This window comes from Xenorhabdus sp. SGI240 (assembly GCF_040081915.1).
Lineage (GTDB): Bacteria > Pseudomonadota > Gammaproteobacteria > Enterobacterales > Enterobacteriaceae > Xenorhabdus > Xenorhabdus bakwenae.
Genome location: NZ_JBEBMB010000047.1, coordinates 20010 through 33111 on the forward strand (window position 1 = coordinate 20010; position 13102 = coordinate 33111).

General features: G+C 45.9%; 12 protein-coding genes. All 12 read right to left on the reverse strand.

Going from position 1 to position 13102, the window contains the following annotated elements; genetic code table 11:
- Positions 1-8: 8 nt before the first annotated feature.
- The 12 genes from mrdA to lnt all read right to left on the reverse strand — a co-directional run bounded on the left by mrdA (position 9) and on the right by lnt (position 13095).
- Positions 9-1931 carry a peptidoglycan DD-transpeptidase MrdA gene (gene mrdA, locus ABLA76_RS11560; protein WP_348988029.1) on the reverse strand — a complete coding sequence of 641 codons (1923 nt, stop codon included), beginning with the start codon at positions 1929-1931 and terminating at the stop codon, positions 9-11.
- Between the two features lie 36 nt (positions 1932-1967).
- Positions 1968-2438, reverse strand: coding sequence for a 23S rRNA (pseudouridine(1915)-N(3))-methyltransferase RlmH (gene rlmH / locus ABLA76_RS11565; RefSeq protein WP_047769160.1), 471 nt, complete (start codon positions 2436-2438; stop codon positions 1968-1970).
- Positions 2439-2440: 2 nt separating this feature from the next.
- On the reverse strand, positions 2441-2767 hold the full coding sequence (gene rsfS / locus ABLA76_RS11570) for a ribosome silencing factor (RefSeq protein ID WP_072161183.1): 327 nt from the start codon (positions 2765-2767) through the stop codon (positions 2441-2443).
- A gap of 95 nt (positions 2768-2862) precedes the next feature.
- Complete coding sequence (gene nadD / locus ABLA76_RS11575) at positions 2863-3618, reverse strand: nicotinate-nucleotide adenylyltransferase (protein ID WP_348988030.1); 756 nt, start codon at positions 3616-3618, stop codon at positions 2863-2865.
- The gene (gene holA, locus ABLA76_RS11580; protein WP_047769163.1) at positions 3611-4642 is read right to left on the reverse strand and encodes a DNA polymerase III subunit delta; all 1032 of its coding nucleotides are present in this window, start codon (positions 4640-4642) and stop codon (positions 3611-3613) included. The genes nadD and holA overlap by 8 nt, the downstream gene beginning before the upstream one ends.
- A complete protein-coding gene (gene lptE / locus ABLA76_RS11585) occupies positions 4639-5199 on the reverse strand; it encodes an LPS assembly lipoprotein LptE (protein ID WP_348988031.1) in 561 nt (186 codons plus the stop codon). Before lptE ends, holA begins: the two co-directional genes overlap by 4 nt.
- Before the next feature lie 18 nt (positions 5200-5217).
- The gene (leuS, locus tag ABLA76_RS11590; RefSeq protein WP_348988032.1) at positions 5218-7800 is read right to left on the reverse strand and encodes a leucine--tRNA ligase; all 2583 of its coding nucleotides are present in this window, start codon (positions 7798-7800) and stop codon (positions 5218-5220) included.
- Positions 7801-8000: 200 nt separating this feature from the next.
- Positions 8001-8726: an amino acid ABC transporter ATP-binding protein gene (locus tag ABLA76_RS11595; RefSeq protein ID WP_047769175.1), complete on the reverse strand. Its 726-nt coding sequence runs from the start codon at positions 8724-8726 to the stop codon at positions 8001-8003.
- The gene (gene gltK, locus ABLA76_RS11600) at positions 8726-9400 is read right to left on the reverse strand and encodes a glutamate/aspartate ABC transporter permease GltK (protein ID WP_047769178.1); all 675 of its coding nucleotides are present in this window, start codon (positions 9398-9400) and stop codon (positions 8726-8728) included. Before gltK ends, ABLA76_RS11595 begins: the two co-directional genes overlap by 1 nt.
- Positions 9401-10141 (reverse strand): amino acid ABC transporter permease, encoded by a 741-nt coding sequence (locus ABLA76_RS11605; protein WP_348988033.1) that lies wholly within the window; start codon positions 10139-10141, stop codon positions 9401-9403.
- Positions 10142-10260: 119 nt separating this feature from the next.
- Positions 10261-11154 (reverse strand): amino acid ABC transporter substrate-binding protein, encoded by an 894-nt coding sequence (locus tag ABLA76_RS11610; protein WP_348988108.1) that lies wholly within the window; start codon positions 11152-11154, stop codon positions 10261-10263.
- A gap of 411 nt (positions 11155-11565) precedes the next feature.
- Positions 11566-13095: an apolipoprotein N-acyltransferase gene (gene lnt / locus ABLA76_RS11615; protein ID WP_348988034.1), complete on the reverse strand. Its 1530-nt coding sequence runs from the start codon at positions 13093-13095 to the stop codon at positions 11566-11568.
- Positions 13096-13102: the final 7 nt, after the last annotated feature.

Here is a 13102-nt window from a genome sequence, read left to right on the forward strand (position 1 = left end):
TTACTCAATTAGTTTCTATTCTGGGTAGCTTGTGTTGTGGTCGTATTGACTCCTGTCTCAGCAGAGGCGCTGGCAGGAGCGGTGTTTTTACTATCCCTGAGTAAAATATGATCCAGAATTTGACGAACAATAGAACCAACAGGTGGTCCAGCGCCCCCATTTTCAAGAATGATGGAAATGGCAACCGTCGGGTTGTCGTAGGGCGCAAAGGCAATCATCAGCTTATGATCACGCAGATGTTCAGCAAGCTTACTTGCATTGTAGGTTTCGTAACTGAAAACCTGGGCTGTACCTGATTTAACGGCGGCCTTATATGGCGTACCGGCAAAAGCTCTGCGAGCTATGCCATTTGGGGCATTGGCACTGCCATACATGCCATCTTTAGCAATTTCCCAATATCCGGAATGAATATCCCCAATCGGTTCGTTGACTGGAGATTGGTAAGGTTGCATTTCGCCATTTACGCGAGTATTCAGCAAGAAATGGGGTGTTTTCACTACGCCATCGTTAATTAAAGTCATTAAGGCTTTTGCCATCTGCATAGGCGTTGCAGTCCAGTATCCTTGGCCGATACCAACGGAAATTGTATCGCCTTGATACCACGGTTTTTTATAGCGTTTGAGTTTCCATTCACGGGTAGGCATATTACCCGGATTTTCTTCTTTCAAATCAATACCCGTAAATTGACCATAACCGAATTTCGTCATCCATTCGGACATCTTATCGATACCCATATCATAGGCGAGTTGATAGAAAAAAGTATCCGCCGACTCGACAATCGATTTATGTACATTCAGCTTACCATGTCCCCAACGCTTCCAGTCACGGTAACGCTTCTCTGAGCCTGGCAGTTGCCACCATCCCGGATCATTGATGGTGGTGTTCTTGGTAATGACATCACTACTCAGGGCGGCAACGGCAATAAAAGGCTTCACTGTTGATGCGGGTGGATAAGCACCTTGGGTGGCACGGTTAATTAAGGGGCGATTGGGGTCATTGAGCAGAGATTTATAGTCCTGGCTCGAAATACCATCGACAAACAGATTCGGATCGTAGCTTGGATTGGACACCATAGCCAAAACCTCCCCTGTACGGGGATCGGTAACAACAACACCTGCCCGGCTGGTTGTCAGTATCTCTTCAATATAGGTCTGTAGCTCTAAGTCGATTGACAGGTAAATATCTTTGCCAGCCTGTGGCGGTTGTTCATGTAGCTGGCGGATCACTTTACCGCGGTTGTTGACTTCGACTTCTTCATAACCCGGTTTGCCATGCAGAACGGATTCATAATAACGTTCAATACCCAGTTTTCCGATATCATGGGTGGCGGCGTAGTCTGCCAGAATGTCTTCTTTTTCTAGTCGTTCTACATCCTTATCGTTGATTTTGGCAACATAGCCGATCACATGGGTGAGAGCGGAGCCATAAGGGTAATAGCGACGTTGGTAGCCCTTGATTTCCAATCCCGTAAAGCGGTATTGATTGACGGAGAACCGAGCAACCTGAACGGGAGTCAGCGATGTTTTTAGCGGGATAGAGGTAAAACGGCGTGCGCGTTGGCGCTCTTTTTTGAAGGTTTCAATATCTTCATCAGTCAGTCCAACGACGGAGCGCAGATCATTTAATGTCTTATCAAGGTCAACGACTTTTTGTAGCACGATTTCTAACTGATAAATAGTCCGGTTAGCTGCCAGTGGTGTGCCATTACGGTCATAAATGATGCCCCTGCTTGGGGCTATGGGAACGAGCTTAATACGATTTCCATTCGATCGGGTTTGGTAATCTTCGTGGCGGGTAATCTGGAGATGATAGAGATTGGCAAACAGGATACCGGTTAAAATAATAATGCCGATAAACGCCACGAGTGCGCGGCGTATGAATAAGGCCGATTCAGCAGAATGATCGCGAAAAGAGGTTCGTTGATTCTTCATCCCATTGCCAGAATTCACGGTGTCAGATTACCCAATTTATTCCCGATGATAAGGGTGGTTAGTAGTGATGCTCCACGCCCGATAAAGGCTCTCCGCAACCAAAACGCGTACAAGAGGATGTGGCATGGTTAAAGGAGAAAGTGACCAGCTTTGTTCCGCAGCTGCTTTGCAGGCAGGGGCCAAACCTTCAGGGCCACCAATTAACAGGCTGACGTTTCTGCCATCCAGCTTCCAGCGTTCAAGTTGTTGTGCCAATTGCGGGGTATCCCAACGAGAGCCGGGAATATCCAGAGTCACAATCCGATTACCTTTACCAACGGCAGCCAGCATCTGCTCACCTTCTTTTTCCAGAATGCGTTTGATGTCAGCATTTTTGCCCCGTTTTCCCGCTGGAATTTCAATAAGCTCAAAAGGCATATCCTTGGGAAAACGATTCAGATAATCCATAAAGCCGGTCTGTACCCAGTCCGGCATTTTTGTTCCTACAGCGACCAGTTGTAACTTCAAACTCAGCTCCAGAGTTTTTCCAGTTCGTACATACGGCGGCTGTCTTCTTGCATCACGTGGACCATGATCTCGCCGAGATCGACGACTATCCAGTCTGAAATGCCTTGCCCTTCAACACCTAAAGGCATAATACCGACTTGGCGGCAGTCATCCACCAGATGTTCGGCCACAGACATCAGGTGGCGGTTTGATGTTCCGGTGCAGATAACCATGCAGTCAGTAATGCTGGATTTTCCACGAACGTCTATAGAAACAATATCTTGTGCTTTGGAATCTTCAAGTCTGTCAATAACAAATTGTTGTAGTTCTGTGCCTTGCAAAAGGATCACCTTTATTTTATCAAATTGGTTAAGTAACGCAGAATAATAGCATGCCAATCTCTATAAAAGTAAGCGAGTTAGCTGCAAATCACCGTATGGTTTCGTTATTTCTTATATAACCCCTGTGAATCGATATAATTTTGTATCGATGGGGGAAGCAAATCATCACAACTTATTCCTTGCTGGTGACGTTGGCGAATATCCGTAGCTGAAATGTTCAACAACGGAGTGGCTGCCAGATAAATGTATCCGTGAGGTTTTTGGCTCAGAGGGGGGGGAGAACCAATTTGGTGCTTTTCAAGCCACGATTGCATTCCTGGAGCCGTGAGCTGGCTTTGATACCCCGGACGGGAGCAGACCAACAGATGACAAATGTCGAGTAATTCTTCCCATTTATACCAGGTATGAATAGCTTGTAAGGAATCCTGACCAATAATGAATGCCAATGGATGTTGCTCCCCGATTTCCTGACGAAAGGCTTTCAGTGTTTCTATTGTGTAAGAGGGGGCTTGTCGCTCTAGCTCACGGGTATCCACAGTAAACAGAGGGTTATCCCGCACAGCCAGACGAACCATTTCCAGTCGTTGTCGGGCGGTTGCCTCCGGTTGAGGGCGGTGCGGGGGAACGTGATTCGGTAATAAGATAACCTGCCTGAGTCCCACTAATTGGGCCAAGGCTTCCACAGGACGCAAATGACCATAATGGATGGGATCGAATGTGCCACCGAATAACGCCTGAATAACCGGAGAATTTCTATTGGTTACAGAATCAATGTTATTGATTGGGGCAATATTCGTTGAGTCAGTATTCGTTAAGTCAATATCTTGATCGATATTGATTGGATCAATAGATTCAAGCATTCAGAAAGCTCTCTGGTAATGGTTTTCCGCATAACAACATGGAAAGCGTTTCCAGGTCAGCCCAAATGGATTGGCTATAATCCTGTTTGACGCGCAGTTCCATCTGGGTCAACAAATGTATGGCAGATCGCAGCTCTCGCTGTGACAGGCGCTGTAGTGCCGTTGACAGCAATGCTCTGCGGTTTTGCCAAATCTTGTGTTGATCAAACAACGTCTTCAAAGGGACGGTCGTACATTGACGCTTAAGTACCAGCAGCAGCATTAGCTCCCTCTGTATGGTACGGAGTAAAATAATCGTTTCGGTATCTTCCTGCCGAAGTTGTTTCAGTATATGCCATGCCCGCTTTATTTTTCCTGCCAGCAAAGCATCAACCCAATGATAGGGAGAAAAATGGGCCGCATCGTTGACGGCTTCTTCTACACGAGGAAATGTCAGTCGATTATCGGGATAGATCAGGGAAAGACGTTCCAGAGCCTGGGCCATTGCCAATAGGTTTCCTTCATAGCAATAGCACAGTAATTGATTGGCTTCATTTTCCAGTAATAGCCCCATGTTTTTGGCACGTTGTGCCACCCATTGTGGCAAGCGATTTTGCTCAGGTGTCAAACAACTGACATATACCCCATTTTGTCCAATCGCTTTGAACCACGAGCTATTTTCCTGTGCTTTAGTCAGTTTGTGCCCACGCAATATCAGTAAGATATCTGAATGCAGCAACCCTGATAGCGTGGTCAGCCGCTCTACCATTGTAGTATTAGGACCGTTTTCTGGAAGCAGCAGGGTAAGAGACTGACGGCTGGCAAACAGGCTAAGTGACTGACACAGGCTAAAGATTTCATCCCAATCGGTATGGTTATCCAATGTAAAGGTGAAATGCTCCATAAAGCCATGTTGTTCAGCGACTTTGCGGATGCTGTCTTGGCTTTCCTGCAATAGTAATGGCTCATTGCCCCACAACAGATAGCTGCCTCGCAGCGCTTCATTGAGCTGCGAGAACAGTTGTTCAGGATACAGTCGGATCATTGCTTCTGTGTAGCCGCCGCTTTTTGTTTTGCCTCGGCTTTCAGGAGTTCTGCGCTATGAACGGTCAGCAATTGACGCATAAGCTGACGGGCAGCCTGTTCGCGCATTTCCTGTTTAACCAGTTCATCTTCTGCATCTTTTGCCAGTGCTTCCAAAGGGTTATCGAAAAACGAACGATCAACCTTTGCCTGTAATGGATAGATGCTACCGTTTGGCATCAGAACTTGTGCATCAACATTCAGTACCAACAGACGTTCAGCCGCTTTACCATCCTGAAAGATAGAAACTGTCTCTTTGTTTTCATTAGAGCCAACCAGTTTCAGAATAGGTAATGAAGCATCACCATTTTCCACAATTTTGACATCGTTCAGCCGAAGTTGCTGACGTACTGCCCGTGCCAGAGGACCATAAGGGTCACCAGAACTTAATTGCAATGTTTGCAGCTCCTTTGGTACTTGTGTTGTGCCGCGAAGATGAAAACCGCAGCCAGCGGTGATTAACACCGCTAACCCGAGCAAAAACGTACAAATATGATGTCGTAGATTATTTGCTACCACAAATAAGGTCTCCTGTTATCAGCCTACAACCAGATTCAGTAATTTACCCGGAACATAGATGACTTTGCGGATACTGACGCCTTCAAGATACTTTTTCACACTGTATTCTTGTGTCGCCATCTCCTGAACATACTCTTTTGTTGCATCTGCCGGTACAGTAATGCGACCACGAACTTTACCGTTAATTTGAATAATGACCAGTTTAGTATCGTCTACCATTGCCTGCTCATCAGCTTGTGGCCATGCAGCAGAATCAATATCATCCTCATTGCCAAGTGCTTTCCACATGACGAAGCAAGCGTGTGGGGTAATAGGTGAAAGCATTCGTACAATCGCAATGATTGCTTCTTGCATCAGAGCACGATCTTGTTCTGTTTCCTGTGGTGCGCGAGTCAGTTTATTCATCAGCTCCATGATGGCCGCAATGGCGGTATTGAACGCTTGACGGCGACCAACATCATCGGTGACTTTCGAGATGGTTTTGTGCAAATCACGGCGCAGATCTTGCTGTTCTGTTGTCAGGTTACTGATATCCAGTGGCTGAGTTGGCCCTTTGTTGCTGTGCTCGTAAACCAGACGCCAAACACGTTTCAGGAAGCGGTTAGCACCTTCCACGCCAGATTCTTGCCATTCCAGAGTCAGTTCTGGTGGCGCGGCGAACATCATGAACAGACGAACGGTATCAGCACCGTATTTATCGACCATTTCTTGTGGATCGATACCGTTGTTCTTGGATTTCGACATTTTGCTCATACCGGTATAAACCAGCTCATGACCGTCTTTATCCGTTGCTTTGACAATACGGGCTTTCTCATCGCGCTCAACAATGGCATCAGCTGGAGATACCCAGACTTTCTCGCCGCTGTTGCCTGTGTAATAGAAGGCTTCGGCCAGAACCATGCCCTGGCACAGCAGGCGTTTGGCAGGTTCATCAGAGTTGACCATGCCAGCATCACGCATCAATTTGTGGAAGAAGCGGAAGTACATCAGGTGCATGATAGCGTGTTCAATACCACCAATGTATTGATCCACTGGCAACCAATAATTAGCTGCCGCCGGATCCAACATCCCTTTATCATAATCTGGGCAGGTATAGCGCGCGTAATACCATGAGGACTCCATAAAGGTATCAAAGGTATCGGTTTCAAACAGTGCAGGCTGGCCGTTAATGGTGGTTTTTGCCCATTCAGGATCCGCTTTAATTGGGCTGGTGATCCCATCCATCACGACATCTTCTGGCAAAATTACCGGCAACTGATCTTCTGGAACAGAGACAACAGTACCATCTTCCAGTGTTGCCATTGGAATCGGAGCACCCCAATAACGTTGACGAGAAACGCCCCAATCGCGCAAGCGGTAATTGACTTTACGCTGTCCGACGCCCATTGCAACCAGCTTGTCAGCGATAGCATTGAAGCCTTCTTCATGAGTCAGGCCGCTGAATTCACCGGAATTGACTAGGGCATTTTTATCAGTAACAGCTGCTTCCTGAACGTTTGGTACATTGCCATCGTTGTCAAGAATAACGGCTTTTATTGGCAGCTTGTACTTAGTAGCAAATTCCCAATCGCGTTGATCGTGTCCTGGAACAGCCATTACCGCACCGGTGCCATATTCCATCAGGACAAAGTTGGCAACCCAGATAGCGAGTTTTTCGTTGGTCAATGGATGAATGACAAACAGGCCTGTTGGCATGCCTTTTTTCTCCATCGTTGCCATATCAGCTTCAGCAACTTTGGTATTACGGCATTCGTCGATAAACTTCATCAGTTCAGGATTATTTTCCGTCGCCTGTTTTGCCAGAGGATGACCGGCCGCTACCGCGACGTAGGTTGCGCCCATGAAGGTATCTGGGCGAGTGGTATAAACCGTGAGTTTTTCCTGGCTGTCAGCAACATTGAACGTGATTTCAACGCCTTCAGAACGGCCAATCCAGTTGCGCTGCATGGTTTTGACCTGTTCCGGCCAATCTTCCAGTTTATCCAGATCGTTTAGCAGCTCTTCTGCGTAAGCGGTGATCTTGATGAACCATTGTGGGATCTCTTTACGCTCAACCTGGGTATCACAACGCCAGCAACAGCCATCAATCACCTGCTCATTAGCGAGAACGGTCAGGTCATGCGGACACCAGTTAACGGCGGAAGTTTTTTTGTATACCAGACCCTTTTCGTACAATTTAGTGAAGAACCACTGTTCCCAGCGATAGTACTCTGGCGTACACGTTGCGATTTCACGATCCCAATCATAGCCGAAACCCAGTTGTTTTATCTGGTTTTTCATATAATCAATGTTGGAATACGTCCACGGAGCGGGGGCGGTATTATTCTTGACTGCGGCACCTTCTGCTGGCAAACCAAACGCATCCCAACCAATAGGTTGCAGTACGTTTTTGCCCAGCATGCGCTGATAACGGGAAATCACATCACCGATGGTGTAGTTACGGACATGGCCCATATGTAGTCGGCCAGAAGGATAAGGTAGCATAGACAGGCAATAATATTTTTCTTTGTTGTTGTCTTCTGTCACTTTGAACGTTTGCTTCTCTTGCCAATGAAGCTGGACTTGTTGTTCTATGTCTTCTGGACGATATTGTTCTTGCATGGCACCGATAATCCTATGGTGAGTAATAAAGCTGCGCCTTTAGCGCGTTTGGTTTGTTTATGGGAAATCTAAGATCCCATAGCATAGCTGATAAGGGATAGGGGCAACAACTCTTGTTAAAGGCGGAATGCGGAAAATTACTTATCTTTAGGGGGAATTTAAGGTCGGCGGCCGTTCAGCCCTCCGCCGACGAGGAAAAATCAATGCAGAATTTTCGCCAGAAAATCGCGGGCGCGCTCTGATTTCGGGTTGGCAAAGAAATCCTCTTTCTTACTGTCTTCGACAATTTTACCTTCATCCATGAAAATAACGCGATGTGCCACTTTCTTGGCAAATCCCATCTCATGGGTGACCACCATCATGGTCATGCCTTCGTTCGCCAATTCCACCATGACATCCAGGACTTCATTAATCATTTCAGGATCAAGGGCCGAAGTAGGCTCATCAAACAGCATGGCAATCGGGTCCATGCAGAGCGCCCGGGCAATGGCAACCCGTTGTTGCTGACCTCCGGAGAGTTGTGCAGGTAATTTATCCGCATGGCTGGTTAATCCAACTCGCTCCAGCAGTTTTAAGCCTTTTTCAGTCGCTTCTTTCTTGCCGCGCTTTAACACTTTAACCTGAGCCAGTGTCAGGTTTTCAATAATCGATAGGTGAGGAAAAAGTTCAAAGTGCTGAAACACCATTCCCACCCTGGCGCGCAATTGTGCCAGATTGGTGTTCTTGTCATTGACTTTTGTGTCGTTTACTCGAATTTCACCTTGCTGGACAGGTTCAAGGCCATTGACCGTTTTTATCAGTGTGGATTTACCAGAACCAGAAGGCCCGCAGACCACGACTACTTCACCTTTTTTGACCTCAGTTGAGCAGTCAGTAAGAACCTGAAATTGGCCATACCACTTGGATACATTTTTCAGGGAAATCATCAAACAGTCCTTTTTTTCAAATAGTTAACCAGCATGGAAGCGGAAAAACTAATCACAAAATAAACAAAGCCGGCAAACAGAACCATTTCAATCTGGGTTCCATCGCGCTCACCAATATTCGTTGCTGTCCGGAAAAAATCCGCCAGACTCAATACATAAACCAGAGACGTATCCTGAAATAATACAATGCCTTGCGTTAGCAGTAATGGGATCATTGCCCGAAATGCTTGTGGCAGTATGACCAGCCGCATGCTTTGCAATTGAGTCATACCCAGTGCCAGCGCAGCAGAAGATTGCCCCCGGGAAATGCTCTGAATACCTGCCCGAATGATTTCTGAATAGTAAGCCGCTTCAAAGAGCGAAAAAGCTACCATTGCAGAAATTAAACGGATATCGGTTTTTGGTGATATGCCTAGAATATTTTGTAATAAGTTAGGCACAATCAGATAAAACCACAGTAATACCATCACCAGCGGAACTGAGCGGAACAGGTTCACGTACAGAGCAGCAAACCAGCTCAAAACCTTGATGGATGAGAGGCGCATCATCGCCAGGATGGTTCCCCAGACAATGCCTATGATAATGGCTGTCACGGTAATTTTGGCCGTTATCAACAATCCATCCAGAAGGAAAGGCAAACTTGGTACAATTGAACTCCAGTCAAACTGATACATTTATTTCCCTCCCATCGTGCCGGGTAAACGTACTTTTTTCTCCAGTATGCTCATGGCAAGCATAATCACGAGGTTGATACCGACATATGCCAATGTGATCGCTGTGAATGATTCATAGGCGTGCGCGGAATAATCCAGCAATTTATTGGCCTGAGCAGCCATATCAACCAACCCGATTGTGGAAGCAATGGCAGAATTCTTCACCAAATTGAGCATTTCCGAGGTCATTGGGGGGATGATCACCCGGTAGGCGTTTGGCAGCAGAACGTAACGGTAGGTTTGTGGCAAGGTTAAGCCCATTGCCAGCCCTGCGGCTTTTTGCCCTCGTGGGAGTGACTGAATTGCCGCGCGCACTTGTTCGCATACACGGGCAGCGGTGAATAACCCTAAGCAGATGGCTGAGGAGATAAAAAACTGGATATTGGGGTCCAGCTCCATTTTGAACCAATCGCTCAGGTTTTTGGGCAGGAATTCAGGAACCACCAGATACCAGGTAAAAAATTGGACAATAAGAGGAACGTTGCGAAATAACTCCACATAACAGGTCCCTAGCCCGGAAAGGAATTTATTCGGAACTGTACGGAGAATACCGAACAATGAGCCGACAAGGAATGCAATGATCCAGGCACAAGCGGACAGTGCCACCGTTACCTGAAAACCAGAAATAAGCCACCCCAAATAGGTGGTATTACCAAAAGGGGCAGCTTGTAAAAAGATGCTCCAATCCCAATTAGCGGACATAATCGAACTCCCTGATATGGGGTTAGCTGTCATGCATCGAATTTAACTCGGGAAAAAAATGAGGTAGGGAACGACTACCTCATACCCGTTTTGCCAATCAAATACGGGATTTTGGTTGATTAATTTAATGCCTTATCGTTTGGTGATTTAAACAAAGCTCTCATTTCATCTGACATCGAGAAGTTTAAATTCAGGTTCTTAGGTGGAATGGGTTCTTTAAACCAGCGATTAAACATTTTTTCTGCTTCACCGGAGGTTTGTGTTTTGACAATCACGTCATCAATTAATTTCTTGAATTGAGGATCATCTTTGCGCAGCATACAACCGTATGCTTCTTCCGATTGTGGTTTGCCAACAATGATCCACTGATCGGGTTTTTTCGCTTTCGCGCGTTCACCGGCGAGTAAGGCATCGTCCATCATAAAGGCAACAGCACGGCCTGATTCCAGGGTACGGAATGAATCACCGTGGTCTTTGGCACTGATGATACGCATTTTCATTTGCTTCTCATCATTGAGCTTATTCAACAAGATTTCAGAAGTGGTGCCGGAAGTCACAACGACATTTTTTCCTGCCAGATCATCAAATCCTTTGATGCCTGACTCTTTTTTGGTCAACAGGCGAGTGCCAACGGAAAAGATGGTATTGGAGAATGCCGCTTGTTTCTGTCGTTCAAAATTATTGGTGGTAGAACCACATTCAAAATCGAAAGTCCCGTTTTGTAGCAGGGGAATGCGGTTCTGGGAGGTAATCGGGATCAGCTTAATTTGCAAATTAGGCATATCCAGCTTTTTCTTAACGGCATCAACGATTAGGTTGGAATAATCCTGGGAATAACCAACGACGTTTTGTTGATTATCGTAGTAAGAGAATGGAACAGAAGATTCTCGGTGTCCAACAACGATAATGCCATTATCTTTGATTTTTTTCAGTGTTCCTGTCAATTCCTCAGCATGGGCAGCCCCGACGGCGCTAAACAACATCATGGTTAACATCAACTTACGCATATACAGCTCCTTTATCTGGTCATTTTTTCGTGAAATTGAATTTTCTTACAGATAATTGTGTTTCTGCATGTTTCTACATAACTAAGACTGCCGAAACGATTTTTCTGGTTTCTTTGTTTATGCACTGTAAAAAAATAATTCATAATGTTACTTTTTTGAAAACATAATGTTTCTGTTTGCGACCCATATCGCACTATAAATAAACAACTTCATTTATGTGTGGTTAAAAAGTGAATAATATTGAATGGTGTTCACACTTTGCGCCATTTGAAATAATATTCTGTTTTAGCTGGCATTTTATGGTGAAATATGTGATGAATTTTGGCTATTTCGGTGATGAAATCGATAATTAAATAAAATCAGGGCATAAGTAATATGCCCTGACCTCTATTAACGTAATGACAGGAAAATAGAAAATTAAGTTTTGCGGCGTTTTTTTATCAAAGCAAAGATGAAAAACAGAATGCTTGCTCCCCATATTGGCCAATTGCCGAAGCGAAAATAAGGTGTTACTCCTGTGGCTGGGGTGACTTTGGCTGCTAATACCTGTCGGGTAAATTGTGGAAGTTCAGCCTGAATGGAGCCATCCGGGTTAATTACCGCTGTAACGCCATTATTCGTTCCTCTTAGCAGAGGACGCCCCAATTCAAGAGCACGCATCCGTGCCATTTGGAAATGCTGCCACGGGCCAATGGAACGTCCAAACCAGGCATCATTAGAAATGGTCAGGAGGAACTCTGTGTCAGGTTTGAAATTATCACGTACCTGTTCACCCAAAATAATTTCATAGCAGATAGCGGCAGTAATATTGTGTCCGGCAACAGAAAGTTGAGGCTGGATGTAATTACCTTGACTAAAAGAAGACATCGGCAAATTGAATAAAGGTGCTAACGGCCGCAGTATTGATGCCAATGGCACAAACTCACCAAACGGTACAAGGTGATGTTTGTCGTAACGGGTTGGCGCTGGGTACTGGTAAGGTATCTTATCCCCTAATACGATAATGCTGTTGTAGAATTTATAACCTTCCAACGTCGGTCGGGCATCTACGATACCTGTGATCAAACTAGTGTCGTGTTTCCTTAATACGGTATCCAATTTGGTCAGGAAATCACTCTGGTTGTATTCGTAATCGGGGATGGCAGATTCCGGCCAGATAATAATTGGCGCTTTACCTATGAAAGGGCGGCTGTTATCCAAATAGATATCCAATGTTTTCCCAAGAACGGCGGGGTCCCATTTCATGGCTTGAGGAATATTACCTTGAACCAAAGCAATCTCGGTGGCTTTTTCTGGCTGTAGGGTATACCACGCAGAGTGCCTTATTGGCCACGGTAACAGCAGCAGGATAATGGCGAAGATAGCCGCCGAAATTTTTTTCTGGGTGACAGCAAAAACCAGCAATCCACTGATCATCATAAGCAAGAAGGTAATACCTTCTACACCCAGAATAGGTGCAATAGCTTTCATCGGGCCATCAATCTGGCTGTAACCAAATTGTAACCACGGAAACCCAGATAACACCCAGCCGCGCAAAAATTCGGTCAACTGCCACAGCGCTGGGCTGGCTATAACCAGCCTGAGGCTATTGGAGGCCGGAAAAAAGCGGTTCAACAAACCGGTAAATAAGGCAGGATAAAGGGCAAGATAGGCAGATAACAGGATCACCAAAAATAGATTGATCGCGGTTGGCATGCCACCAAAGTCGGCGATACTGACATAAACCCAGTTTGCGCCACTACCAAACAAGCCAAGGCCCCAGCATAAACCAATAAAGCAAGCCTGGCGGGTTGTTCTGTGCAAGGAAAGGATTTGCAGGCCAAAAAGGGAAACAAGTGCAGCAGGCCAGAAATCAAAAGGTGAAAAAGCCAGCGTTCCGCTGGCTCCGAAGAAAAGCGCCAGCACGGCACGTAACCGCTGGCAACTGATTAATGAGGCTTTGTTCATCCAGATC

Coding starts and splice junctions, on each gene's coding strand:
- mrdA (WP_348988029.1), bottom strand. CDS start 1,931: ATGAAGAATCAACGAACCTCTTTTCGCGATCATTCTGCTGAATCGGCC.
- nadD (WP_348988030.1), bottom strand. CDS start 3,618: ATGCTTGAATCTATTGATCCAATCAATATCGATCAAGATATTGACTTA.
- holA (WP_047769163.1), bottom strand. CDS start 4,642: ATGATCCGACTGTATCCTGAACAACTGTTCTCGCAGCTCAATGAAGCG.
- leuS (WP_348988032.1), bottom strand. CDS start 7,800: ATGCAAGAACAATATCGTCCAGAAGACATAGAACAACAAGTCCAGCTT.
- ABLA76_RS11595 (WP_047769175.1), bottom strand. CDS start 8,726: ATGATTTCCCTGAAAAATGTATCCAAGTGGTATGGCCAATTTCAGGTT.
- gltK (WP_047769178.1), bottom strand. CDS start 9,400: ATGTATCAGTTTGACTGGAGTTCAATTGTACCAAGTTTGCCTTTCCTT.
- ABLA76_RS11605 (WP_348988033.1), bottom strand. CDS start 10,141: ATGTCCGCTAATTGGGATTGGAGCATCTTTTTACAAGCTGCCCCTTTT.
- lnt (WP_348988034.1), bottom strand. CDS start 13,095: ATGAACAAAGCCTCATTAATCAGTTGCCAGCGGTTACGTGCCGTGCTG.